This is a genomic window from Pseudoalteromonas sp. ABE4_541, assembly GCF_056312285.1.
This window is the reverse complement of the sequence record NZ_JBSVEM010000003.1, coordinates 193291-218588: the sequence shown is the minus strand read 5'-3', so window position 1 is coordinate 218588 and position 25298 is coordinate 193291. Positions and strand designations below refer to the sequence as shown.

General features: G+C 41.9%; 21 protein-coding genes and 1 pseudogene. 7 read left to right on the top strand and 15 right to left on the bottom strand.

Annotated elements, in window-relative coordinates; all coding sequences use genetic code 11:
• Positions 1-81: 81 nt before the first annotated feature.
• Together ACW689_RS04900 and ACW689_RS04895 are read left to right on the top strand one after the other, a co-directional pair.
• Complete coding sequence (locus tag ACW689_RS04900) at positions 82-786, top strand: DUF4386 domain-containing protein (protein ID WP_476288900.1); 705 nt, start codon at positions 82-84, stop codon at positions 784-786.
• Positions 787-967: 181 nt separating this feature from the next.
• The gene (locus ACW689_RS04895) at positions 968-2359 is read left to right on the top strand and encodes a S41 family peptidase (RefSeq protein ID WP_476288898.1); all 1392 of its coding nucleotides are present in this window, start codon (positions 968-970) and stop codon (positions 2357-2359) included.
• Positions 2360-2535: 176 nt separating this feature from the next.
• Here ACW689_RS04895 and ACW689_RS04890 read toward each other — a convergent pair whose 3' ends face one another.
• Positions 2536-2967: a hydrogenase gene (locus ACW689_RS04890; RefSeq protein ID WP_476288896.1), complete on the bottom strand. Its 432-nt coding sequence runs from the start codon at positions 2965-2967 to the stop codon at positions 2536-2538.
• A 171-nt stretch (positions 2968-3138) separates the two neighbouring features.
• Entirely contained in the window at positions 3139-3732 is a 594-nt protein-coding gene (locus ACW689_RS04885) for a Crp/Fnr family transcriptional regulator (protein WP_476288894.1), read from the bottom strand.
• 183 nt (positions 3733-3915) lie between these two features.
• On the opposite strand from ACW689_RS04885, the pseudogene ACW689_RS04880 reads away from it, so the two are divergent.
• Positions 3916-4779 (top strand): annotated as a pseudogene (locus tag ACW689_RS04880) (reverse transcriptase domain-containing protein); the annotation flags it as partial.
• 88 nt (positions 4780-4867) lie between these two features.
• On the opposite strand, the gene ACW689_RS04875 reads toward ACW689_RS04880, so the two are convergent.
• The 6 genes from ACW689_RS04875 to ACW689_RS04850 all read right to left on the bottom strand — a co-directional run bounded on the left by ACW689_RS04875 (position 4868) and on the right by ACW689_RS04850 (position 10233).
• Positions 4868-5365 carry a hypothetical protein gene (locus tag ACW689_RS04875; protein WP_476288892.1) on the bottom strand — a complete coding sequence of 166 codons (498 nt, stop codon included), beginning with the start codon at positions 5363-5365 and terminating at the stop codon, positions 4868-4870.
• Between the two features lie 401 nt (positions 5366-5766).
• Positions 5767-6327, bottom strand: a complete 561-nt coding sequence (locus tag ACW689_RS04870) for a hypothetical protein (protein WP_476288890.1) — start codon at positions 6325-6327, stop codon at positions 5767-5769.
• Positions 6328-6401: 74 nt separating this feature from the next.
• A complete protein-coding gene (locus ACW689_RS04865; protein WP_476288888.1) occupies positions 6402-7586 on the bottom strand; it encodes a right-handed parallel beta-helix repeat-containing protein in 1185 nt (394 codons plus the stop codon).
• A gap of 186 nt (positions 7587-7772) precedes the next feature.
• Positions 7773-8195: a hypothetical protein gene (locus ACW689_RS04860; RefSeq protein ID WP_476288886.1), complete on the bottom strand. Its 423-nt coding sequence runs from the start codon at positions 8193-8195 to the stop codon at positions 7773-7775.
• A 134-nt stretch (positions 8196-8329) separates the two neighbouring features.
• A complete protein-coding gene (locus ACW689_RS04855; RefSeq protein WP_476288884.1) occupies positions 8330-9658 on the bottom strand; it encodes an NAD(P)/FAD-dependent oxidoreductase in 1329 nt (442 codons plus the stop codon).
• Between the two features lie 17 nt (positions 9659-9675).
• On the bottom strand, positions 9676-10233 hold the full coding sequence (locus ACW689_RS04850; protein WP_476288882.1) for a GNAT family N-acetyltransferase: 558 nt from the start codon (positions 10231-10233) through the stop codon (positions 9676-9678).
• Between the two features lie 280 nt (positions 10234-10513).
• On the opposite strand from ACW689_RS04850, the gene ACW689_RS04845 reads away from it, so the two are divergent.
• Complete coding sequence (locus tag ACW689_RS04845) at positions 10514-11959, top strand: chitinase (protein WP_476288880.1); 1446 nt, start codon at positions 10514-10516, stop codon at positions 11957-11959.
• A 56-nt stretch (positions 11960-12015) separates the two neighbouring features.
• Here ACW689_RS04845 and ACW689_RS04840 read toward each other — a convergent pair whose 3' ends face one another.
• Entirely contained in the window at positions 12016-13398 is a 1383-nt protein-coding gene (locus ACW689_RS04840) for an FG-GAP repeat domain-containing protein (protein ID WP_476288878.1), read from the bottom strand.
• Between the two features lie 315 nt (positions 13399-13713).
• On the opposite strand from ACW689_RS04840, the gene ACW689_RS04835 reads away from it, so the two are divergent.
• Positions 13714-14913, top strand: a complete 1200-nt coding sequence (locus tag ACW689_RS04835; RefSeq protein WP_476288876.1) for an RsmB/NOP family class I SAM-dependent RNA methyltransferase — start codon at positions 13714-13716, stop codon at positions 14911-14913.
• Here ACW689_RS04835 and ACW689_RS04830 read toward each other — a convergent pair.
• Entirely contained in the window at positions 14910-15500 is a 591-nt protein-coding gene (locus ACW689_RS04830) for a LysE family translocator (RefSeq protein WP_476288874.1), read from the bottom strand. The genes ACW689_RS04835 and ACW689_RS04830 overlap by 4 nt on opposite strands.
• Before the next feature lie 362 nt (positions 15501-15862).
• Here ACW689_RS04830 and ACW689_RS04825 point away from each other — a divergent pair, with 362 nt between their 5' ends.
• Both ACW689_RS04825 and ACW689_RS04820 read left to right on the top strand, forming a co-directional pair.
• Complete coding sequence (locus ACW689_RS04825) at positions 15863-17293, top strand: M1 family aminopeptidase (protein WP_476288872.1); 1431 nt, start codon at positions 15863-15865, stop codon at positions 17291-17293.
• Between the two features lie 132 nt (positions 17294-17425).
• On the top strand, positions 17426-19012 hold the full coding sequence (locus ACW689_RS04820) for a winged helix-turn-helix domain-containing protein (protein ID WP_476288870.1): 1587 nt from the start codon (positions 17426-17428) through the stop codon (positions 19010-19012).
• A gap of 2 nt (positions 19013-19014) precedes the next feature.
• Here the strand turns inward: ACW689_RS04820 and ACW689_RS04815 are convergent, their stop codons facing one another.
• The 5 genes from ACW689_RS04815 to ACW689_RS04795 form a co-directional block, all read right to left on the bottom strand.
• Complete coding sequence (locus tag ACW689_RS04815; RefSeq protein WP_476288868.1) at positions 19015-19926, bottom strand: glycoside hydrolase family 16 protein; 912 nt, start codon at positions 19924-19926, stop codon at positions 19015-19017.
• A 221-nt stretch (positions 19927-20147) separates the two neighbouring features.
• Complete coding sequence (locus ACW689_RS04810) at positions 20148-20651, bottom strand: GNAT family N-acetyltransferase (RefSeq protein ID WP_476288866.1); 504 nt, start codon at positions 20649-20651, stop codon at positions 20148-20150.
• Between the two features lies 1 nt (position 20652).
• Positions 20653-23070 (bottom strand): SAM-dependent methyltransferase, encoded by a 2418-nt coding sequence (locus ACW689_RS04805; RefSeq protein ID WP_476288864.1) that lies wholly within the window; start codon positions 23068-23070, stop codon positions 20653-20655.
• 260 nt (positions 23071-23330) lie between these two features.
• The gene (locus ACW689_RS04800) at positions 23331-23570 is read right to left on the bottom strand and encodes a hypothetical protein (protein WP_476288862.1); all 240 of its coding nucleotides are present in this window, start codon (positions 23568-23570) and stop codon (positions 23331-23333) included.
• 504 nt (positions 23571-24074) lie between these two features.
• Complete coding sequence (locus ACW689_RS04795; protein WP_476288860.1) at positions 24075-25298, bottom strand: NupC/NupG family nucleoside CNT transporter; 1224 nt, start codon at positions 25296-25298, stop codon at positions 24075-24077.

The following is a 25298-nucleotide window of genomic DNA, read 5'->3' as shown; positions in this document are numbered from 1 at the left end:
ATAGGCCCATTGCGACGACTCGAAACAGACAATTTTGCATACTGCAGGCATCAAACAGTTTAGAAATTTAAAAGGTGTTATATGACAGTGCAAAATACAGAGCAATACGCTGTGGGCAATAGCTTAAACTATGTAAAGATCACAGGCTTTCTATATTCGTTCATTATTATTCTTGGGTTTGTTCCCACCCTTTTGATAGACAATAGCCTAATTTTTCGAGCTGATGACCCGTTACAAGCAATGGCGCAATTTGAGCAGGCATTTCGGTTGTCAATTTCAGGACATTTTCTCATGTACCTGTGTGTACTGATGTTGTCTTGGGGGCTATATACTATTTTGAAACCTGTTAATAAGCGCTTAGCCTTAATTGGGTTTGCATTTAGAAGTGCCGAAGCAATCCTCGGTTTTGTAACATTGATTTTCTACTTAATGCCTTTGATGATATTGAATGGCAGCGATTATTTAAATGCCTTCAATACCGAACAACTGAGGGCTTTATCTATCTTATTCCTAAAAACAAGTGGAGCGGTTTACTACATTTTGCTGCCTGTAATGGGGATTGGCGCAGCGCTTTACTGTTACTTGTTTTACAGAGCTAATTATGTGCCTAAAGCACTGGCTATATGGGGTATGGTTACTTACGTGTCTATGATTGCTTATGGTGTTATTAATGTAGGTATGATAGATGCGCCTAAATCCTTACAATATACCATGTACCCAGGCGCACTGTTCGAGTTGCTATTTGGTCTTTGGTTGTATTTCAAAGGAATAAAAACAAAGAGTTAGGTTTTGGTAGAACAATCTGTCTCCATTTGAATCGCCTCATTGTTAGGCTAATGCTAGGCTAATGCTAGGCTAACAATGAGGCTTTCATTGATAATATTTTCATCGGCTTAACTTTTTTACAATTACAGCTGCTACTTTTTCGTTACTCTAAAGATAATTTGTTCCTTCAGGATAAGTAACTATGAAAAGTACCGTCACATCAATTTTCAGTAGCCTTGTATTGAGTGGATTACTCAGCATGCCATTACATGCTGCCGAAATTTCACAACAAACCAAACAACAAACAATTACCCAACTTTCTAATGTGTTAATCGATGAATATGTGTTTGAAGATGTCGCTAAGACGCTCTCAAAACAACTACAAACAGAATTTGATGAGGGTAAATTTTCACAATATACCGACGCGGAAGACTTTGCCAAAGCGTTAACGCAATGGTTGCAAACGCAGGCGAAAGACCGCCATCTAAGAGTACGCTTGAATCCAAATTCAAAAAACACCGCAGGCGCTAAAGCTAGGTTTAAAGATGGCCTATTAAAACCAGCGCGCCACGGCGTTAGCTCTCAAGGAGTACTTGAAGTAAGCATGCTTGAAGGTGATATAGGTTATCTAAAACTGAACGCTTTTAGAGGGCTTGAAGACACCAAGCCTTATTTAGATGCAGCGATGCAGGTACTCTCTTCTGCTCAGGCCATTATTATTGATTTACGAAAAAATGGTGGGGGCTCGCCGCAAACGGTTCAGTATTTATGCAGTTATTTTTTCTCTGAAAAGCTGCTATTAAATAGTCTGTACTATCGTAACACGGAGCAAACCCGTGACTTTTACGTATTGGACGAAGTGGGGGGGGAGAAGTTGACTGATGTTCCTCTTTACATTTTAACCAGTAAGCGCACTTTTTCGGCAGCCGAAGAATTTAGTTACAACATGCGCACGCGTGAAAGAGCGACTCTGGTGGGTGAGGCTACAGGGGGTGGAGCCAACCCTGGTGGCATGTTCACAATCAACGAAACTTACAGAGCGTTTATTGCGACAGGGACTGCCATAAATCCAGTCACTAAAACCAACTGGGAAACAGTCGGTGTAGCGCCTCATGTCAAAGTGAAGCCAGAGCAAGCATTGGATAAAGCCATCGCGCTCGCCAAAGATGCCGTTGATAAAAACTGGCAAAGCCAAAAGAAGCAAAGACAAAGTGATATTGCCAAGCTTTTCAAATTAATGACGGAGATACAAAGCGACACAGCATACGATGACAAGGAAAAGCATCATTACTTGGCACAACTGAGTGACTTATTTGTTGCGCTAGACTTGGGTCGTTATGGTTTTTATGAGTTAGCAGAAGACGAGCTAGAAACACACCCTCATCTTGCTGCCTTATTGCTAGAAGCAAATAGCCAACAATTTCCAAAAGATGAATATATTTATGAGCTTTGGGCGCAAGCATTAAACAACGATGGTCAAAGTAAAGCGGCCAAAGAAGTGTTGGAAGCGGGTATTAAGCAAGTACAAAGCGATGCGCAAAAGCAGTATTTAAAAGATCAGTTGACGCTGCTGCAAGGCAACTTGGCACTGTGACCTATTGTTTGTGATGCAGGGCACTGCGCTGCATCACTTTTAGTCCTAACGCGGTCTTGAACTAGCCATGTTCTTTGTAACCTAGATTTTGGAGTAGCTCGGATAAGTGGCGAAGCCACGCCATCCGAGGTTAGTCAGTAGCAAAGTCGAATAACACTTTAACTTACAGTCATGGGCTACTGAAGTATTGGCAGTAACCCAATAGCCAACAATGTACAGGCGATGAGTGAGATGAGTGATCCTGCGCGTACTATAACCTTAACCGCTAGTTCAGTTGTAACGGTGGCTGAAAACCCCGCGCCAGCGATAGGCAACGCTTTACTTGCGCCAGTTACAGACGCAACCGTTATTCCCAGCCAAATCAGTATAAATCCCAAAGCACAGCCATAAGCCACAAACATTTCTACAAATAAAGGCAGTTCAACCAGCGACCAAATAACCCCAAAGATTGTCAGAGCCATGGCACACTGAACAGCGGTCAAATGGCCAGAAAGCGCCATCCGAGCATTTTTTACAATGGGGATCAAGGCCCCTTGTATTAAACCAATCAGGAAAAAGACAACACCAATAAAAATGAGGTGTGCACCTATGTGTGTAAGCTTTATCATGATATTCCCCATGTATGCACAACACTAAGCTCAGTGGTACTAGTTACAACCCAGATATTGCTGATGTGAAACGGGGTACTTTGTTCATTTTGTTTTGTAAATTTTCGTAAGGTACTCATTGTTTATCTCCGTTAAAAAACACAGGGTAAACAACGAAAAACGAAAACTCATTCACCTAGATTCATTTTTTAATTTACTTAATGTTTGAGGAGTGATGCCGAGATAAGAGGCGATATGATACGACTTAACTTGTTTAAATATGAAAGGGTATTCGTCAAGTAAACGCTCATACCTTTGGGCTGCAGTTTCTGACATAAGAGAAAGAACACGTTTATATGTTGCAGAGTAATAGGTGTTATGTATCCATATTCGGGCTAAAATGTCCCACTTTTTTTCTTGTGATATAAACTTATCAAGCGCCGGCAAAGAGGTGACATAAAAAACCGAATCTTCAAGTATTTCAAAGTTAAGCATTGACCCTGTGTTTTCATAAAAGCTCACACTATCATCCATAAAATGGTTTAAACCATGTTTACTTTTTCCGCGAAAATAAAGCTGCCAAGTATGCTCTTTACCATTCATATCACTCAAATATGATCTGGCTAAACCGCTTTTAATAAACCATATTTCGCTAAACACGTCACCGGCATGATGTACCGTCATGCCTTTTTTGACTCGTTTTATATCAAATATGCCGCAAGCATCAGCCCACTCGTCATCATTAACAGGAATATACTGCTCAATTAGTTTTCTAAAATATTTCATAGAGCTTCAGTTTTTGATTTTTGAAAATAATAGGGTGCTAATTAATTAAAAATGATTGTCTAAAATAGCGCAATAGAGTTATTTAGTGTTTATACGTTTTTATTTCACTTCCTCAGCTTGGATATTAATAGTGGTGTGTGTCATTTATTTTCTTTCCTCTTAATAGTGGTGGGTGTCATTTATTTTTTCGTAGATGTCGATTTGTCAAAGTTCTTTGACCGAGTCAATCACGACTTATTGATGCGAAATTTATCACGTCATGTCAAAGATAAACGCTTGCTCAAACTCATTGGCCGTTATTTGAGAGCTGGAATTGATGACAATGGCACGCTAATTCCGAGTTTAGAAGGAGTACCGCAAGGCGGTCCTCTTTCACCTTTATTATCCAACATTATGTTGGATAATTTAGACAAAGAATTGGAGCAACGAGGTCACCAATTTGCCCGTTACGCTGATGATTTTATAATCTTAGTAAGATCAAAACGTGCGGGCGAACGTGTACTTGCCAGTGTTACTCGGTTCCTTGAAACTAAACTCAAATTGCTTGTTAATACGGATAAAAGTCAGGTGGTTAAAACCACACAAAGTAAATTCTTAGGGTTTACCTTTAAACGTGGAGCAATCAAATGGCATGACAAAACCCTGCATAAATTTAAGCGACAGGTACGCATTTTAACTAACCGTAATTGGGGCGTGAGCATGCAATATCAGTTGTTTAAATTAAGCCAATATCTAAGCGGATGGATCAATTATTTTGGTATTGCAAACGCATACCAGCAATGTGTTGACCTAGACCACTGGATAAGGCGCAGGATCAGGATGTGTTACTGGCGACAATGGCGAAAACCGAGAACTAAAGTGAGAAACCTGATGAAGCGTTGAGTTCATGTGCAAGCAGCCGTTGCCTGTGGCATCACAAGTAAAGGACCTTGGCGCAGTTCCAAAACACCCGGTATTCAACAGGCTTTAGGCTTAAATTATCTGAAAAACGAGGGACTATATTCACTCAGAGACGGATGGATAAAAGTGCATTACCCAAACGGGTAATCTGTTAGATGAAACGCCCTGTGCGGACCCGCATGCAGGGTGTTGTGGGGGCTGAGGGCTAGATACCCTCGGCTACCCGATTATATTTTTATTCGTAAAGCCCGATTTCCTTAAGTAATGCTTTGCCTTTGGACTGAACTTTTAGTGAGCCTTCTAGCTTTCCCTTTGAATCTTGCTTCTCAACAACTTTTGCCAAACTTGATGCTTCTAATTGGTAAAAATACTTTTTCTTGCGGGTAAATGCACTATCTATCCATGCAGCATTTCCATTTCCAGCCTGAATTAATAGACTTAATGAAATTGGATGTATTGCCCCGATCGTTTCCGCAACACCTTTAATTTCTCCCGCTAATAGAGCTCGTTTTCCGGCATCATTTTCATGTGTGATGGATTCAAGCTTGGTACTAATAAAACCTGATGCAGCTTCATTAAAGTTGAGCTTTGCTCCAGCGACTTCCCCAGATTTGATTCTAGAAAGCAAGTTCTCAAATTGCCGACGAAAACCAAAAGCTATAATCAGCAATACAGATGGCCATATGAAAGAAGTTACAAAATTCAGCCAAATTTCCGTGTTGTTAGGTTCCAACGTAAACTCCCTTAAAAATATAACAGCATATTAGCGTGAATTCGCGTTAATGTTCTATCCATTATCCCTACAGCACACTAATTTTTAAATTTCATTTCGCCGAATACTATCACCTTAGCCGCCACTTTACCCTCAAAAAGTCAACAATCGCGAAAGGGAAACCGAGAATCTACTTAAACGAGCATTTCAATGAAATAGCATAAGTGGAAAAAGGTAAAAATATCAATCCATTAATACTAAGCGACTCGATAAGTCCTCGCTTAATTGTCCGATTATTAAGGGGGTAGCAAGCAACTTTTTAGGCATACAAAATTACATCTAATGCTTTGAAAACAGGGTCATAGTTAAGTAAATAACGCTTCGCTCGTTTTAATACTTCGTCGTCGCTTGTGTTGTTGAGCCTACAACGAGCGCGCTCTTTGCCAGAAACTGTTACTGTCAGAGTGGTTATTCCAATGCTCAAACTTAGCACGGTAACTTTCCCACGGTTCCTCTAATACTTCACGTTTATCAGTAAGAGAATACGCCATACCTTCCATAAACCATTGCGGAGTATCAAACCACACCTCAATGCTACCAAGTTTTTCATGTTGTAAGTGATGAATAAATTCGTGAGAAAGGAAGCTCGGATCCCAGCCTCTCGGGCCAACGACAATCCCAAATGTACTAATCGTTACAGCCCTCATCTCATTAAGGCCGAAAGAATTAAAACAGGATGAAGTGGCACAAAAAGTTACTCTAGGATTTTTCTCAAACGAAGCTAGCTGTTTTTCTGTAAAAGCATGTGCGGTTGAATAAAGTTTTGATGCAGTATCAAGTTTTGCAGAGTCATCAATACAGATACTCGCATTGACACAGTTCAAGCCATTGAGCTCAGGCGCCAATATGCGGATAGGTTTATATCCGAGCCAAAGCGCCAATGGGCTTAATATTAATGCTATGAGTAGTAATTTAAACTTCATTTTGATCCACTTAGCAACATCCTATAAAGGGATGCAAACCAAAGCGACCGAAGCCGCTTTGTTAATTTTAGGTATTACTCGCTTTCATCCACAATATAATGCTGGTTGTTATGAAGCTCACGCTCAACTTGGTCGTTTAAAAACGAGAAAGTCATTGGGCGGCTTGCTGCATCCAGTCGACCGTCATTTTCAATGGTGTTGTCGCTGATAATATGCGCTGAGGCGGTATTGGTTGCATACAGCTTTATGCCATAGGTGACAGGTTGAATGATTAAATTATCTTTATACGCATGAGGTAACCCCCCGCTAATCTGCGAGTTTTGTTGTGCCGCATTACGAGCGAAAATGCCATTTTCACCTGGGTATACTATTTTGTTATTAATAACTTGCAGGTTATCACCATCGAGCATCATGCCGTTGCCGCCGCTACGATAAATGAAGTTATCTCTTACTTGAACATTATCGCCACCCACTTGAATGCCGGTGTTTTGCCATACGGGGGCAAATGGGCTAACACCTGTGCGATAAATTTTGTTGCTGTAAATTTGTGCGTCGCCTTTTACTGCATTTAATTGAATACCATCAGCCGCGGTTTGCTCTAGTTTGTTGTTGTGGATGCGCACGTTTTCTAGTTTATGGGGGTAGACGGTCGTTGCTACACCATCACATTCTAGTTTTCGACTTAAGCCTGTGTAGCCCACGTACATGCCTTCACCTTCTTCAGTGTGATGGACGTAGTTGTCATGAATATGAATGCCCGTCATGGTGAAGTTTTCAGCCCAAGTTGCAGGGTCGCAGTTAGGGTCGGTTTTGATCAGCATGCCCGCAAAGCGTGCACGGTAAATTTCAATGTTGTCTATTTCAATTTGCTCGCTGAGCTGGCCAACGCTCAGTGTGCCGCCTAAACGAATGCCATATGGTTGCGCTGGATCTTGTGACACAGATGTGACACGTAGCCATTTTGATTGCTCAATGGCAATGCTGTATTCGTAGGGCTTGGTGATCACCACACCATCTGCATTGCGGATCACGATAGGTTGTGCCTGTGTACCTACGATATTTTTGAGTCTTAGCGGTCCTCGTTCCCCAGCGGCTAAACAAACGGTGTCGCCAGGTTGAATATTCATTGTAACTCCATCTACTGAATAGTGTGACGAAGGGATCTCAAAATCACATGAATTGTGTGTGGTTGTATCGGCAAAAGCCGAAGTTGCAAATACTGTGGGTAGGCTTAACACTGCGATAGCTGCGTGTTTCATTACTATGTCCTTATTAGAATGGTCGGTGTCCACAATAATTAAACAAGAATGGGCTGTAGTTGCAAGAATTATTAAAAGAAGGGCAAAAATATACGAAAATGGTATGGAGATTAGAAAATAAAAACGAAAGCGCCATGCGCCTTCGTTTTTTAAACATACATTAACATCAGCTGCGGTTACATTATCTTATTGACACTTGATAGAAGCGTATAGTGGGTAACACTGGTTTTTGCTACCTGTGCTCTTGTTTTCCCACTTTTTAGAGTACCAGTTGTATTCTGCGTATGAAGACTCATCTTCACCACATTTTACTGTGCTGCCGCTTGCTTCTTCACGGTGGCCACGCTCTCTACAGAACTGGTTGCCGTTTAAAGAGTTAACGAAGAAGTTATCAAGGTAGCTACCTACCCAAACGCGTGGGTTGTAATAAGTAGTAGAAGTTGTAGCAAGTAAGCCTTCAACTTTAGCCACTTCAACAACTGCTTTTTCGAAAGTAACACCTTCGCCTTCAACTTGCTCAGCGTTGTTTAAAAGAGTAACAGACTCAGCTTGAGCGAATGTAAGCGTAGAAGTTAAAGCCAAAAGGCTTAATGCGATTGTAGTTTTCATAATAGTACCTGTTGATTTTAGTTTAGTTTTAAATGCAGGTACATTTAACGTGCTTTTGATGTACTTTGTGTTTAACTAATGTTTAGAGCAGGTTAATTTATTAAAGTATTCATATGACAAAGATAAGCGAGGTATTAACCCAGCTTATCTTTAAGTTGTGCATACTGATAATAAGCAAGTTGGCCTAATCGCCTAAATTGAGGAAAGGGTAAATAAGGCAATGGTGTTTGATAAAGCGGTAAATCAGGTACCGTTTTGTTTGCGATTAGTTGTGCCATTCGATAAGCCGCTTGCGCGCTAAATGATACGCCCGCACCACAATAACCAAGAATATAACCAACGTTGTTTTTGAGATGGACATGCGGCATGTCGTCTAATGCGGCAGCGATAAAACCATTCCAATAAAAATCTTGTTTTACATTTGCTAACGTCGGGAAGCAAGCCGATAAGCCTCGCTTGAGATTTTGTAAATACACGGGGGCGTTTTGGTGTTTGGCAAATACCGCACCTCGACCGCCAAATAGCAGGCGGTTATCGGGCAACAAACGATAGTAGTATTTTAGCGTGCGTGTATCCATTGTGACTTGGTGAGTCTTTAGTCCTGCGCTTTCTAGTTCTGTATCCGTGAGCGGTTGAGTCACCAACACGCTGCTCAAAATTGGCAAATAGCGGTTGTTGATTGCGGGATGTGATTGCTTGCTATTATAGGCATTGCCAGTGTAGATCACGGTATTGGCTGAGATTTTAACGTCGTTGATAGTCAATACATGTTTATTTTGCCTTTCTTCGACTTGGTTGACCAACGCGTTTTCGTACAGCATTACACCCGCTTTAATCGCCATATTACGATAACCAAGCAATAATTTCAGAGGATTAATACCAAATCCATCCGGCAGACGCATCGCACCATAAGCTTGCTTGTTTTGCATGTAAGACTGTTCAAGCTCATTGACCGATAAAAATTCAGCATCCCCTCCAAGCTTTTGTAAAAACTGTGCCTGCGCTTCCATTGCTTGCATCGCTTTTTGATTATGGGCGATTTTCAAATAGCCTTTTTCTTGTGGTTCACAGTTAATCTTGTGCTCCTGGATCAGGTCATCCACACGTTGTACTGCTGCACTAAATTCGTCATATATACCTTTGCAGGTATCCAGTCCCCACTTATTGGCCATTTGTGGATAGCTTAAGCGGCCTGAGCCTTTTAGAACGAAGCCCGCATTGCGCGCACTGGCACCAAAGCCAACTTGGTTTGCTTCGAGTACACAACAGTCAATGTTGTGGTGTGTTTTTAAATAGTAGGCGGTGAGCAAGCCACTATAGCCCCCGCCAATAATTGCCACGTCAAAATGGCGATTGCTTGATGGGGGAGAGTTAGGAACGGGTAAGCTTGTTGTGCTTGACCAATAACTGGGTGCAAAGCCACTGGCTTGGCAATGCGCATGAGTAAGCGGATCGTAGAACATATTTTTGTACACTTCTGTTAAAATAATAACGCCATTTCAGCGGCTTGACAGTGACATTCGTGACCACAGATGGTGCACACGTAACCATCATTGATGCAGTTTTCTAACCAGCGGTCGTCATGTATTTTGATTAATTTGCCACCTGCTTTAGTAAAGTATTTAACTGCACCATTACCTGGGCTTTGTTTCCATAAGTGAGCAACACCCGCTAACGCACCTTGTTGGCGTAATGCTACGATAGATGCATGTAATAATGATGGGCCAATACCTTGGCCCTGCGCCTCTGGTGCAACGGCAATGCATTTAAAATAAGCCATTTGCGAAGGCAGAACTGGCCAGTTTTTTGGTGTACACCATTTGTCTATTGACCATTGCTGCGCAGCGTAACTGGTTCTAAATCCTAACAATTGGTTCTGTTCGTCCATGGCAACGAAGCAAGCATTAATATTGTGTTTTGTGCCTGCAGCGACCATTTTTTCAAGTCCTTCATTATCGAGATAATTATCACCATGTACTTGGTTTGCGAGCTTTACAACTGCTGGATAATGTTCAGGACTTAACTCTTTTATGATCATATGTACTGCCTTTGTTGAATTTTCATTATTACCTTACTGTGAATTTAAAAAGAAATCTTCATGAAAATGGGGGTACATTTAGAAAAAATCATGTTGAATCTTTTTAAATATATTAAATAGTTACAAGTTTGTTTGGAATTTAATCAGCTTTTTCTAGCAAAGGTTGCATGTTCGTTGATGACAGAAAGTGATTGACAGCGATGTCATAACGTTAATACTGTGGTTTACAGTGTGAACAATATGTTTCCCACTCGATACAACATAAAGGAAGGAAAGTAACATGAATAAATTAACTCCAGTGGCTTTGGCGCTCAATATTGTGGCCATAGCCAGCGCAAATGCCATGACCATTCAGCCAGATCCACAAAACCCGGGTGGCTACTTGGTGTCGAAAGAAGAATTACAACAAGCGGCACAAAGTAAAACGAGCAACCCTATGTATGCCATTTGGGCAAAAGCCCTTGAAACGGCTGATAATGCCATTGTTGAAGCAATTGTGCCGGGGGCACCAAGCAACCCAAGCAACGTAAAGCGTGTTGAGCGCGTGTTCCCGCAAGCTGAGTGGAATTTTTTAACCAATATGGCTGCGCCTGAATATACCTACACGCGCTTCTTACGCGCGATTGGTAAGTTTCCAGCATTTTGTGGTGATTATACCGATGGTCGCAATGCAGATGCGATTTGTAAAAAATCGATAGTGACTGCATTTGCCCATTTTGCGCAAGAAACAGGCGGGCATATTGCCAAAGACAATGTCTCTGATAACCCGCTTGGGCTAGAGGAATGGCAGCAAGCTTTGGTCCATGTGCGTGAAATGGGTTGGTCGGAAGGCCAAGCGGGCTATACAACAGGGTGTGGTCAGAACGACTGGCAAAATCGTCGATGGCCATGCGGGCAAGGTAAAGGCTATTTTGGTCGCGGTGCAAAGCAGCTGTCATACCATTTCAACTATGGTGCCTTTTCAGAAGCGATGTTTAATGGCGATGCCACTGTATTACTTAATAACCCGGGGCTGGTTGCTGATTCATGGTTGAATCTTGCGTCGGCTATTTGGTTTTTCTTAACACCGCAAGCACCGAAACCAGCCATGTTGCATGTGATTGACCGTACATGGACACCGTCACAAAGAGAACTTGAAGCAGGGATTGGTTACGGCTTTGGCACTACGATTAATGTGATCAATGGTGGTATTGAATGTGGTGCGCAAAATAGAGATAAAGGCCAACCAGTTAACCGTATTCGCTACTGGGAAGGTTTAGCACACTATTACAATATTCCAATTGAGTCAGACGAAGAAAATACCTGTTGGCAGCAAACGCCGTACGGCAGTTTAAACCTCAATGGTGCTGACGATGTATTGTATACCAACTGGGAAGGCGATTGGGCATACTATTCAGACCGTCCTGGTGGCTACTCATTTGAATGTAAGTTGGTTGGCTATCAGACAGCATATTCGGCTTTGGTACCTGGGGATTATGAGAAGTGTGTGACGAATTTCTATCAGTCTCATGCGAGTTGGCCTGCGGTGCGTGTCGTAGATAAGCTAGATCCACCAGATAATGAACCACCGGTAGGTGGCGTTGCTGCGTGGGACGCGAGTAAGGTGTATCTTAAAGGTGATAAAGTGAGCTTCAAAAATAAAATTTATGAGGCGAAGTGGTGGACCCAAGGGGATGAACCTGCAACGACTCAGCCTTGGAAATTTCTAGAAGACGTCAAGAAATAGGTTTAAAAAAAGCCGATAGCGGGCGCTATCGGCTTGGCTGTTGAATGTAGAGTAGGCTAGTTCAACAAGGTTTCTATCGAGCTCTTTCCTTTGTCGTCGGTAAACTTAAAAACAAAGTCTTGCTTACCGTCTTGGTTTACATCGACCAACAAAATATCGTTGCCGTTTTTCGGTAGTTTGTGCTTGATTTTTATGCGCTTGTTACTTAGCAATTGCGTTGAGTCGCCATAGTATACGCTGAGGGTTTTACTGCCACTTTTGAAGATAGCATCATCTTTAGTATCGCCATTAATGTCGCCAACGTAGAGTGATAAGGCATTGTTGTCATCATTCATATCCACGGCCATCTCAACTTCTTTTTCACTCAATGGTGATTGTGAGAAGTTGCCGTCATTTTGTTGTTTATAAAAACCAACTTCTACATCAACATCGGTGTTGCCGCCGCTAAGTGCTATTGATGCAATCGCCCCTAAACCAAAATCGATGTGGAATTTTTGCATTTCTAGTTTGCCGTCACCGTCAAAGTCATATTCAAATTTGAGTTGCCCTATTGGGGTTGAGCTTGGTAAAGCGATGGCTTGGCTTGCAAAGCCACCTTTGGGGTTGCCTAAATACAACTTGTTGGTGACTTCTGCGTCCATCATATCGAATCCGTCACCCGCAGGCATTAAACGTGTGATCAGATCAACATGGCCGTCGTTATTAATGTCCTTGATTTGATTAATTTTACGGGTGCTACCATCAAGCAATGTACCAAGTTCAACAGGCAGTGAGAGGGTTTTGAGTGTATTGTTGAAACCAGCCTTGTTGCTGTAGAGTGCCTGTACTTTTTTATCATTGAAAAAGAGCAAATCTGGCTTACCATCACCATTTAAGTCAGTCGATATTGGGTTCACGTTGTAACTAAATGAGACATCTAACGTGCCTTGTGATATTTTCCCCTCAAAATCGGGTTGCGTGAGATAGGCATATTGAATGAATTCACCATCTGGCGTTTGCACATATAAAGAGGAACTACCTAACTCTGGAACCAGAAAGTCGCTCAAACCATCCTGGTTCACATCAATAATAAAATCCAGCTGTGAGAATTTTGTCAGTTCCATTTGTCCATACAGCGAAGCCGTTTTAACGAGCAAAATGGCTTTATCCTTAGTTGCTAAATAAATGCCATCCTTGGCAATTACAAATGCTTGTTCTTTTTTGCTGCTGGCGTACTGACCATGGTCAAAAGCAATGGCATAGTCGGGTAAAACCAGCTGATAGTTTTCGTTGTTCTGCAAATCAATTTCTTCGAGCTGTTTTAGATCTTTGTTGTAGGCGAACAAAGTAGGGGTTTTCGTCGTTACCAGTGGCATGCTTGTGAAAATAGAGAGTGCTTGAGCAGCCCAGAGGGAGTGACTAAGTGCTATCCCTGCAATACCAATACATAACCTTTTCATGTTGTACCCTATTTATTTGATGCGATGAACAAGAGACTCCATGTTATCGAACAAGGTATTTCAAACAATTAAGGAGATGTAATTAATTGTAAGAAATGTAACGATAAAAATAGCCCGCAATGCATGTTCTAGGTTTGCCCATGTTTGCTAACATCCTAATGAACCGACCCAGCCAAAGCCATCGAAGTTACGCAGTAAATCATTATTTAGCCTCACATTAGCTGTGGTTATTTAGGTTAGTAGTTGATAAACAGCAATTGATGCGGTTGCACAGGCGCGTTACTATACGCCTTTAGCAACAAACCGAGACAAAAAGTGTCTGTAACTCGCCCTTTAGTCGAAACTTTAGCGCAATGCATTGAAAATGTGCTGGATGCGCCGACTTATGCCGATAAAACCTTAACGCAATTACTGCAAGATAATCCACAATGGAGCCTAGAAGAAAGGCACTATGTCGTTGTAAATTACTATCATATCTTCCGCTTTAAGCGTTTGCTTAGCTACTTGCTTGAACAAGAAGCGATCATTAATGACGGCTTTGGATATTGGTTAGCATGTCAGGTTGTGACCCAACAGCCACTACCAACCTGGCTTGATGAACAACAATATAACGTTGCTCACCTTCAGGCTGCGTTGGAACAAGCGCCTCAAGCGATTCGTTTATCTGTACCCGATTGGTTAGACGATATGGCGAGTGCGCAATTGGGTGATAGCTGGCCTGTAGTTGCAGCAGCATTGAATAAAAGTGCAGAGCAGTACCTGCGTGTTAACACTTTAAAGACAGACATTGAAGCATTGAAAAAATCACTCTTCGACGAAGGTATTGTCGTTTCACAAGTGGATCTTGGTACGCATAGTGCGCTAAAGGTGGAGTCGAATAGTCATATCTTCCGTTCAAAAGCCTTTCAAGAGGGTTGGTTTGAAATGCAAGATGCAGGTTCACAGCAAATTGCGCACTTGCTTCAACCTAAAGCGGGTCAGCGTGTGGTTGATGCCTGTGCGGGGGCGGGCGGCAAGAGCTTACATATCGCGTCGCTTATGCAAAATAAAGGCTATGTACTGGCAATGGATATTCATCAACACAAGCTAGATGCGCTTAAAACAAGAGCAAAAAGAGCGGGTGTCCATATGCTTGAAACTCGTTTTATAAAGAACAGCAAAACGATAAAGCGACTCAAAGATAAATTTGATCGTGTACTCTTAGATGTGCCTTGCTCTGGAACGGGTGTGCTGCGCCGAAATCCGGATGCTAAGTGGCACTTACAAAGCGAGAATATTGATAATCTCGTGTCACTGCAAGCTGAAATTCTACAGCGATATAGCCAAATGTGTAAGCCTGGTGGCCGTTTGGTTTATGCAACTTGCTCCATTCTTCCTTGTGAAAACCAACAACAAGTTGAACAGTTTTTAGCGAACAACCCTCAGTTTAAACTGGTAGAGGAATTATCGCTTCTACCCGGTATTAGCAGCGAGTTTGATGGTTTTTACGGTGCCGCGCTAGAGCGCCTTACTTAGTTGCTAATTAAAACTGAGGCGACTATCAATATTGCCAAAGAGCATGCGCCATTAAGGCGCTTTATATGCTCACGGCTTCTGAGCACTTTACCAAGCTTTGCACCTGCTAGCAGCCATAAGCCATCAATCACTGTGACTAACGCAATACAGATCAAGGCCGTCAAAACTATCGCGTTAAGTGTTTGTGCATCGCCAATGTTAAATTGAGAAAATAAGGTGATGAGAGACGCATACGCTTTAGGGTTTATTAAGTTGAGTAAGACACCTTGCTTAAACCCTGGTAAATTACCACTCGATTTATGATTCGGATCGTTAAAATAGAGCTTGTAAGCTAAGTAAACTAGGTAGCTTACACAGGCAATGGATAGCGCAGAGGCAAGCTGTGGTTTGCTTTCAAGCAATGAGCTTAGACCCAAATTCACTAAAACCATCGCAAGAGTGAGCCCTGTTAAAATTCCAGCCAAAAAGGGCAAGTTTCGTCGGTAGCCAAAGTTAGCGCCAGACGCGAGTAGTGAGATAGGTGCCGGTCCAGGGCTGCCGAATAGAAGTAAGGTCATAAAGAGCAAAGAGAATAGAGTGTTGTGCATAGCAACTCCCATAAAGCTATGCCACCAAGCAAAACAGCTTGGGCGCATCGGAGTCTGTATACGGTGATCACATAATTTAAAGCAAGCCGTAGAACGGGCATATTGTTGTTAGAATGGTAAACCGGACACATGACTCTCAGGCGCGGTTCTACGAACTTAAGGTGTATTATTTACTTTTCAACAATACTTAAAGCTTTGATGATAAATGCCATGCTGTCAACTAAATCGAGATTGAAAAATGACAGATGCCCATTTCAAGGTTATGAAGTAAAAGGATTTATTTAGTTTAAAAAGCTGGTTTTTGTAAGTTTCATTGCGTATTGTGGTATACAAAACGAACAAGTATTAAACAAGGATGGGTAATGAATCGGGCGGTTTTGGTTATTGTGCTGTTGTTTTGCTCTGTGGCAACCTCAGCCAATCAGAAAATTAGTGTATTGACGGTGTTTGCAACCCACTATGATCTAGATATTAGTTTGAACTTTGTAGAGCAGAAAATGGATGCAACGGCTACGATTACGGCTCAGAACGAAGGGAGTGGGGCTATTGATGTGATCCCTGTGCGTTTGTATCGAATGCTTCAAGTATCAGAGGTGACTGACTCGAAAGGGGAACCTCTTGAATTTATCCAGCAAGTTGTAAGCAATGAGGACTTTGCTTTATTCCAATCAAATTACATTCGAGTCATACCCAAACAGCCAATTAAACCACAACAACGTTTTCAGTTTTCTGTTCGTTATTCTGGTCACTTAAAAGGCTACACCGAAACGGGTATGAATTATCTAAAAGATGATATTACGTCTGATTTTTCAATAATTCGTATGGATGCCTATGCTTACCCGTTATTGACGGTGCCAAATGATGACATTAATCGAGCGGCTAAATTTTGGCTTAAAAAATATGGCTATCATGCGAAAATAACGGTACCGAAAAGCCATGTTGTTGCCAATGGTGGACAACTGATCGCAAACAAGCAACTTGGTGAACAGGTTCAGTACGAATTTAAAAATATATTACCAGCTTGGAGAATGGACTTTGCAATTGCTCCTTATCAGGTAACGATAAAACCGGGGTATCGAGTCTATTCGCTACAAAACAATCCAAATAGCGAACGTTACCTGCAAGAAGCGACGCAAGTAATGGCTTTGTTTGAGCATTGGTTTGGCAAACGTAAGATAAACAGCGAATTTAGCTTTATAGAAATACCAAAAGGTTATGGGGCTCAAGCTGATGTAAGCGCAGTTATCCAAGATAGCGATGGTTTTGCCGATTTAAAGCGTTTGTATCATGAGCTAAGTCATTTATGGGACGTAAAATCATTGGACAGTTATTCACCTAGGTGGAATGAGGGTAAAGCGACATTTATGGAGCTTTTGGTCGAGCAAAAACTGACTGATCAATCGGCAGAGTATTTGGAAAAACATCTCGATGAGTTACTAAAAAAAGTCCAAGCTCGTTTTGCGAAAAGCCAAAAGTACCAGGCAACGCCTTTTGAGCGATATGGTGAAGCTGGTTTGAATGCTTACGATACTGGCGCATTGTTTTATGCGCTGTTGTATAACCGTGTAGGGCAAGCGCGATTTAATCAAATACTTGAACAACATTACGCGCACTTTTTTGAGCGTGGAGCATATACTCAAGACTTTGTTGTGCAATTAAGAAATCTAAAAGATGATGGCGTCGACAAACTTCTTAATAGCTGGGTAGGCTCAACTATCTATGCAAAGCAAATTCAACAAGCAACGAGCTTCAAACAACTTACACAGCTTACTTTTTCAAATGATGTGTGGTGATTTAAAACTCATCCGACAATGCGATATTGCGTCGGTGTTGAGATAATTTCATTGTGCTTGTTTTAGGCACTTTGGTTGATTACATTGGGATCGTGTTTAAAGGCAGGTTAACGAGGGTTTGAAGTCGTATTTATGCATGTTTATAAGTGTCTAGGTTTTAAAATTGATGTTATATCTGGGGTTGTATTAAATCATCAGCAGCGTTTTTTGCTGCGCGCTAAAACACTACAGGTGCTGAAAATATTGCTAGAAAACCGAGAGCAGGTAGTCACAAAGAAGTACCTGCTTGATACGATTTGGCACGATGTAGTTGTTCAGGAGCAAGTCTTAACGCAATCAATTAAAGAGTTGCGAGATATTTTTGGTAGCGAGGTAATAAAAACTTATCCGCGAGAAGGTTACCAATGGTCTGCACCAGTTCAATTAATATTCACACAACAGCCAATAAAAAAAATCACTCTATTGGCCTTGTTGGCCATATGCTTTATTAGCGTTGTCGCTGCCGGTATTGTTAAGTTTTCGGCGCGCCAGCAATTAACGGTCGCTTTTCTTCCGGTTGAAAATGCCATACCTGATGTCATCCATCAATGGGTGGGATTGCGAGGAATGGCGTATTTGTCTGAGCAATTGAGCCGCTATTCAGCGCTCAGTGTTGTAGAGCACGACCAAACTTTACATGCACTTGAGTATATTAAGTGGCCAGCTCAGGGTAGCGCATTAAGTATGCTCAGGCGTCAATTAAACGCTGATGTACTGGTACAAACTAAAGTGACAGGCTACCCACAAGATTTTCAATTGCACTACACCTTGTACTTTGTGCACGGTGTTGAAAAAGGCGTAGAGTTTGCAAAAACTATCGAAGGCACATTCGACAAATTGAGTGAACGCCTTACTCGTCGTTATGCGAATGAATTGCCTGATCTGCCTCACATCTCGCGAATGGATTTTAGCAATGAATCGTTTGCTAGGGGGGTTGAAATGTATTTGCGCCAGGCCTATGAGCAAGCAATTCCTTTGTTTGAATCAGCACTTTTAAATGAGCCGCAGTTATATGCTGCAAGGCGATATTTAGCGGCGAGTCACGCTAATTTGGGTGAACACCAAACTGCCATTACATTACTTCAACAGAGCATTGAAGCTTTTCACGGTTCAGAGCCTCGAGAGCTGATCCGAGCACATTTGATGATAGGTTATTTAATGATTAACTGGCCGCAAGGTGCGGCACGCTTTGATGAATTAGAAAGTGCACAGTTATACATAGAGCAAGCGCAGGTACTGGCTCAAACTCAACAAGACGAGTTGTTCATTGCTTATACTTATGAAGAACTTGGTAAAATAAAGCGGATGCAGGGCGCGTTGGATGAGGCTACTGAGTTATTAACCAAGGCACTGCAATATCATCACTCTTTCTATGGTCAATATGGGCAAACTAATGCCTTGATTGAATTAGCTAAAGTGGCTGCTGCACAAAGTGATTTTGAAGTTGCACAGCATTATTTACAGCAAGCACAAACTATTGCTGATGAAAATGGCGCGCCTGCAAATCAGATATGGGTGTTGCTTGCAAAAGCGGACATTGCTCAAATCCAAGGAAACGAAAACAAAGCGGAGCAACTTGCATTGTTGGCACAGCAAATTGCGCAAAATAGCGAACAACCTCACCTTGTTACACGCGTCGCGTCGTGGTTTGAGCATCAATCACCTTATACGCTGAATTAATGTTACAGGCTGCAATAGTCCTCATATTTTGGTTGCCAATCAGGCACTGAATCGAGTTGTTTAACTTGCTTTGCTCTGAGTTTGTTGACTTCACCAAGCACGGCTTGGGTATCCAGTACATTGTTTTTACTAAAGTACACCCAATCAACATCTTGATAGTACTGGCGCATTTCTTTGCTTTGCAATATCTGCTCTGGAATGAACCAAAGATTGAAGTTAATTGACATCGCTACTTCTGGGTATACGTCTGGTCCGTGCTCAGCGAACAGTTGGCCATTTACATAATAACGCAGCGTATTGTTCGCAACTTGCAGTACCAAAGTGTTCCAACCTTGCAAACTATTTTGAATGGTGCTGTACGCGTTCTTTTTGGTGAACGGGTTAAGTTTAAATGTTTCCCATGATGTTGCGAATAGGGTTCTATTGCCTGCGCCCCATCCCCCATTGGCTAAGTATTCGAAGTCCATTTCACTGTAATCGGGGTCCATTGGTGCAGCGAGGGGGCTGATGGCATAAAAAGTTTCAACGATGCCATCGCCATCAGGGCCATATTGGGGTTTATCGTTAAAATATACGCGAGCCGCATAGGTTCCTTCGAGGTACTTTCTTTTATGACATACTTGGGTATGGCGTGTGTTTTGTGCTGTACCATCGGTTTTTGAGGTGAGCCGCATAACTATGTTGTTGTGGTCCAATGCATCAGGGTGAAAAGACACGCCTTCTTGCCACCATGTTGCGCCCTTTACGCCTGGGTGGCCAGTCTCTGTCCTTATTTGCCAGCCATTTTTTTGTGCTTGAGAGAAAGTGCTGTAACTAAAGTCATCAAACATTACTTCATTGTTTGCCAATGCAAAATGTGAAGAACAAGCACCCAAGCTAATGACGCTCAATAGGCATGGTTTTATTTTTATCATAATTCAATCCTGTTGTTGGTAGACGGAGTTGGCTAGGTATGAATTAGTGATAGAGAAAAGAGCTATTAAACGCTAATTAAATAAAATTAAATTGATTACAGGTACTTTGAAAATTGGCTTAATGTATTGATTTATAGGCTTATATTTTATGAAAAAGTGAGGGCCATCGACCCATCAATCAGTTACTTTACGTTAAAGCGCGCCCAAAAAAAGACGATGTATTACTCAATGTCGGTTTTGAAATGGTTGAAGCCTCTATTTTTGTAGTTGCTCAGCGCATGAGGATGATCAAGATCACATGTGTGTACCCAGACTCTTTTTGTTTCTCGCATTGACCAAGCAGACTCCAGCGCATGACTCAGCAAGGGACCACCGTATCCTTTGCCAATAAAACTCTGAGTGAGGCCAAAATAAGCAAGTTCCACATTCCCCGCATTTTGCATACTCAGTTCATAATAGCCTGCGATAGCGCCATCTACATAAGCAACCCAAGTCCGAACATTGTTTTCTCTAAGGTATTGTTGCCAAGACTGTAAACTCCAAGAAAGCTTATCACTCCAGTTCCATTGCTTACCGACAAAAGCATATAAAAACTGGTTAAATTCTGGCTGCTTATTTACTACTTCTATGATCGAAAAGTCCTCAGGAATGGAACAAGTTACTAAGTCATCTTTATTGAGCATTTCAAGATAATATGTTCGAATTTGATTTTGGCCTGTCGTCATATTAAGCACCCTCCGTCGTCATTGTTTTTTGCACAGCGCTTAGCTTGTCTTTTGCTTTAGTGTATCTGGGGTCGAGTCTAAGCGCATTTTCTAGGTAAGCAACCGCTTCTTTGTTGAGTCCTTTATGTATTAAGCAAATGGCCGTATTGAAGAGTATTTTTGCTTCTTTTGTCTGAGCACAAGCTTTTTTATAGTAGCTAAGTGCGCTATCTAAGTCTTGCATAACATGGAATAAAACAGCAACATCAAAGGCAAACTTCCCATCTTTGCTTAAGTCGTAGTGGTTCCTAAAAAGCCTATGTAAGGTCGCTTTAAATCCTTCAAAAAATTGAGGGGCTTGGTCGCTGCTTGCTAAATAATGACGGACTTGCACATGTATTTGTTGTAGTAACCAAGGATCGTAACAGCTTATGCGGAGCAAAGCACATAATGAAGAAAGGTCATTGTCTGGCGATTTGAGAGCTTGGCTAAGTGTTAAGTGGAAGTCCATAGGATTGTTATAAGTGAACTCCAGCTCAAAATGATGCTTGAGAGCAACGAGCGCATCATGATTACTTTGATTGCAGAAAAATGCCGAGATACATACTGGGTTTTCATTTTGCTCACTGTGAACATACTCGCCTCCGTTAATTTCGAATAACGTATTTAATGGACCGAGATTGACTTGAGATGAAAAGCTACCGTGAAGTGCCAGTGATGTTGGCGATGCATTGGCTAGGCTATCCACCTGACAGATACTTTTATCAGTCACTAGAAGCAGCAGGTTATTTTGTGAAGCTTCGATAAAAAGAGATATGGCAGATATAAACGTACTGGAATATGAAAAACGAGTCCCTTCTGGCAATTGCTGGACATAGTTAGTTAGTAACTCTGTAGCTGAGTTGTATGGCTCTATTGATGCTTCCGTTAAGTCTATTGTTTGTACTGTTTTATTGATCTTGTCCCGGGTCGCATCTACTTGAAAACGTTGGATACATAACTGGCCATTTTTCATCTCAAATACATCAAAAGGGATACTATCAATCAGGTAGTTAGCAATGAGTATGTGAGTGGACCCGGTAACTAAATTGGAAATACTTTGAGCAAGCTCGTTAGCTGCACATACATTAAGCTGCTCAACTTTCAGTAACCCAGTTTCAATAAATTGCTTCAGTTGAGGGTGTTGGGCCCATTCTCGTATATTGTTCAGACTCAAGTCAGTCATAACATATTGGATGTGAAGCACATCTTTACTTTGGTATTCATACTGCTTAATTTCATTGAGAATGTGAAAAGCAAGTTTGCCACTGCCCGCGCCCAACTCAACTACTTTCATCGGGTTACTTGCAGTTAGCTTATGTTGATTTAAACGATAGTATTTTTGTATGGCTCTAAAATAGAGTTTGGCAAGATAGGGACTATTGGTGATCTGATCGGGCACCGTTTTATTCTCCCAAGCCAAGGTTCCTTGTTCTTGGTAGAACTCAGCTTGCCAATCCCAGATCTGTGAGTCAGACAAACGCACGTGTCGTTCTGTCAGTGATCCCACAGGCATAGATAGCTGCTCTGCGTTGTTTTTTATCGGTGATGTATGCAGTTTATTTACTTCAACACTCGCTTGATTCAATGTATCTTCTTGCCCAAAAGGGTTAGCAATAAAGCGCTTAAACGCTGTACTGCCCTCCGAAGAGGACATGTCCATAACCCCTACAATTCTATACACATTAGCAATATGCCAGCGACGTGCTAGGTGTTCGCTCCCCTTTTTAGCGACTAGGGGAGTGGTGTGATGCCAAAACGGTAAACGTAAAAAAGACAGTGCGCCTTGCGTATGATTTATGTCCCATACGTTTTCCAAATGGCCGTTTTTTTCTGCAATGAAGTATTGATGATCGACATGCTCGTTACTCACCATAATGTGAAAATCAACATAGCCATTTTTTGCCCAGTCAAGCGTAGGGTGATGATCATTATGTGGTCCGACGTAATGGCCTGGCTCAATACAAGAGATCTGGGTGCCGTAACCTGCTTCTAACTTGAGCCCTGTTGCATGTTCTACATAACGTCGCGTTGACTCTGAGTCTAGCATGTCTATCAAACCAATATTTTTGGCTGTTACGTAAAGCGGGTCATCTTTGTCCCAAAGAACATGCGTACGAGCATGCATTGTTTTGCCAAACCAATCGTCGTAATTGACGTCTTGTTTAGTAAGCCAATGCGGGTCGATACTTTTGTTGACAGTGCCCATTTGGTCATAGAATGTGGCGTCAAAGACATCAATTATCCCTTTACAAGCCTCAGACGAGAGTGCTTCTTCAATTAGGTGGTAATTATTTGATTGTTTGGCGAAGTTTATTAATGGCGCGTATTTATCGTCAATTAGTAGGGCCCGAGCACGTTGAGTTAACAAGTCTGACAGGTCTTTGGGAAAACGAAACATGTGTTGCTTATCCATATAAGTTTGAAAGCGCACAAAGCCGTGTGATACCAATTTGCAATAACACTTGGCCATTTTCAGTGATTAAACCTGACGCCCGCAGCGCTAAAATTGCTTATTTAGAACCACCAAATCAGAAAACTTTTGTCTTGTTATTGACTCAGCTTTCTTGGTGAAAAAAATAGACCACTTAGTTCAGCGGATTGGTATTTACAAAAGCCAACTTTGGACTGTTGGCATAAACGTATGTGCTGACTACTTTTCTATTTTTTTGAAGTGGGAGAACTGCACGTAGGGGCAAACTCAACAAGTGGTATCACTTTGCGAGATGGGTCTGCTTTTTCGCGAGAGGGGGTCGTTGTTAACGGTGTGATTGGCGGCGCAATTTTGCAAGCTGGTGCAATCTCGCCAGGTGCTGCAATTTTACATTCTTGTGAGCTGAAGTCAGTGTATTGAGTTGATTCATCTAAATCAAGTTCGTGCAGAATATGTACTTTACCCATAATATTTTCCTTTTATTTGGTTGCTTTGAGTGCAAAGCTAATCCAGTGCTATTTGTACAAATCCGCTAATACTAAATCGCCTTGAGGAATTAGAGCGGACGATAGCGGTATTAGCATTGCTCATTTAAAACTGCTGACTCTCGAAATTTTTGCCTCGCCCACTTGGATGTAGGTACTATGGCGATAGCAAGGTGCGGTAGCGGTTCCACCGACAAGGTTTTCTTAGTTAAGCAGTTTGGTATTGTTTGTTCCTAAAACACTATACATTGTGTTTTTTGTCGTTAGTTATGTCAACTTATATGAATCGATAAGAAAGTTTTAACGGGAGAGTTTGAATGATGCTATGTGGTGAAGAAATTTAGACGAACCTAAAGTCAGGCTTTAGAAACGATAAAAGGGCCTAGCGGCCCTTTGGTGAAGTATCGTTCAAGTTAGTATGAATGCCTTAACCCCTTAAGGCATTCAACCAATTGTTTTGCAAATGCGGCATATCTCGTTAAGTTTCTAAGCTAGCGAGAGGAAAAACCCTGCAATTGCTGCGCTCATTAGGTTAGCCATAGACCCTGCTAAAACCGCCCTGAGCCCTAAGCGTGCGATATCCTTTCTTCGACTTGGCGCCATACCGCCCAGTCCGCCTAGTAAGATTGCTATCGATGACAGGTTAGCAAAACCACATAACGCGAATGTGACAATCGCTTGTGTGTGTTCACTTAACCCATCGCGATAATTCATAAAGTCTAAGTAGGCAACAAATTCGTTAACTACTAGCTTTTGACCGATAAAGCTACCGGCTGTTACGGCTTCATTCCAAGGCACACCAATTAGCCATGCAACAGGCGCGAAAACGTAACCCAAAATCTCTTGTAAAGTTAGAGTCGGATGCTCAAACCAAGCACCGATACCGCCTAACATACCGTTTAGTAATGCGATCAAAGCGACAAATGCCAGCAACATAGCACCAACATTAAGCGCTAAATGCATACCACTTGAAGCACCAGCTGCGGCTGCATCAATCACATTAACAGGTTTATCTTCGTCAACTTTTACGTCAGATAAGTCTTGTTTAGGGGTTTCAGTCTCAGGCACAATCATTTTGGCCATCAAGAAACCACCTGGTGCTGCCATAAAGCTGGCTGCGATTAAATATTTAAGTTCAACACCAATGGCCACGTAACCGGCCATTACAGAGCCTGCTACGGTTGCTAGACCACCTACCATGACTGCGAATAACTCAGAACGCGTCATGGTTGGTATAAATGGTTTTACAATCAAAGGCGCTTCAGTCTGACCAACAAATATATTTGCTGTGGCAGATAACGACTCTGGCTTTGACGTTTTCAGCAGTTTTTGCAAACCGCCACCTAAAATTTTAATGATCCAATCCATAATGCCTAGGTAGTAAAGTACAGCTACCAAAGACGAGAAGAATACGATCACAGGCAAAACCTGTACTGCGAATATAAAACCTAATGAGCTTTTATCCGCAAGCGGTCCAAACAGGAAACCAATACCATCATTGGCGTATCCAATAACCGCAGAGACTGCACTGGACATACTCGCTAAAGCATTTTTACCTGCTTCAACAAAGAGTACAAAGCCACCGATGATGACTTGCATTGCAAACGCAACGCCCACTGTTCTTTTGTTTATAGCACTACGGTTTGTGGAACAGCCGTATGCTACGCTTAGCAGCATTAACATGCCCACTAAGCTCATTATTGTTGTCAT

Coding starts and splice junctions, on each gene's coding strand:
- ACW689_RS04900 (WP_476288900.1), top strand. CDS start 82: ATGACAGTGCAAAATACAGAGCAATACGCTGTGGGCAATAGCTTAAAC.
- ACW689_RS04895 (WP_476288898.1), top strand. CDS start 968: ATGAAAAGTACCGTCACATCAATTTTCAGTAGCCTTGTATTGAGTGGA.
- ACW689_RS04890 (WP_476288896.1), bottom strand. CDS start 2,967: ATGATAAAGCTTACACACATAGGTGCACACCTCATTTTTATTGGTGTT.
- ACW689_RS04885 (WP_476288894.1), bottom strand. CDS start 3,732: ATGAAATATTTTAGAAAACTAATTGAGCAGTATATTCCTGTTAATGAT.
- ACW689_RS04870 (WP_476288890.1), bottom strand. CDS start 6,327: ATGAAGTTTAAATTACTACTCATAGCATTAATATTAAGCCCATTGGCG.
- ACW689_RS04865 (WP_476288888.1), bottom strand. CDS start 7,586: ATGAAACACGCAGCTATCGCAGTGTTAAGCCTACCCACAGTATTTGCA.
- ACW689_RS04860 (WP_476288886.1), bottom strand. CDS start 8,195: ATGAAAACTACAATCGCATTAAGCCTTTTGGCTTTAACTTCTACGCTT.
- ACW689_RS04855 (WP_476288884.1), bottom strand. CDS start 9,658: ATGTTCTACGATCCGCTTACTCATGCGCATTGCCAAGCCAGTGGCTTT.
- ACW689_RS04850 (WP_476288882.1), bottom strand. CDS start 10,233: ATGATCATAAAAGAGTTAAGTCCTGAACATTATCCAGCAGTTGTAAAG.
- ACW689_RS04845 (WP_476288880.1), top strand. CDS start 10,514: ATGAATAAATTAACTCCAGTGGCTTTGGCGCTCAATATTGTGGCCATA.
- ACW689_RS04840 (WP_476288878.1), bottom strand. CDS start 13,398: ATGAAAAGGTTATGTATTGGTATTGCAGGGATAGCACTTAGTCACTCC.
- ACW689_RS04830 (WP_476288874.1), bottom strand. CDS start 15,500: ATGCACAACACTCTATTCTCTTTGCTCTTTATGACCTTACTTCTATTC.
- ACW689_RS04825 (WP_476288872.1), top strand. CDS start 15,863: ATGAATCGGGCGGTTTTGGTTATTGTGCTGTTGTTTTGCTCTGTGGCA.
- ACW689_RS04820 (WP_476288870.1), top strand. CDS start 17,426: ATGCATGTTTATAAGTGTCTAGGTTTTAAAATTGATGTTATATCTGGG.
- ACW689_RS04815 (WP_476288868.1), bottom strand. CDS start 19,926: ATGATAAAAATAAAACCATGCCTATTGAGCGTCATTAGCTTGGGTGCT.
- ACW689_RS04810 (WP_476288866.1), bottom strand. CDS start 20,651: ATGACGACAGGCCAAAATCAAATTCGAACATATTATCTTGAAATGCTC.
- ACW689_RS04805 (WP_476288864.1), bottom strand. CDS start 23,070: ATGTTTCGTTTTCCCAAAGACCTGTCAGACTTGTTAACTCAACGTGCT.
- ACW689_RS04800 (WP_476288862.1), bottom strand. CDS start 23,570: ATGGGTAAAGTACATATTCTGCACGAACTTGATTTAGATGAATCAACT.
- ACW689_RS04795 (WP_476288860.1), bottom strand. CDS start 25,298: ATGACAACAATAATGAGCTTAGTGGGCATGTTAATGCTGCTAAGCGTA.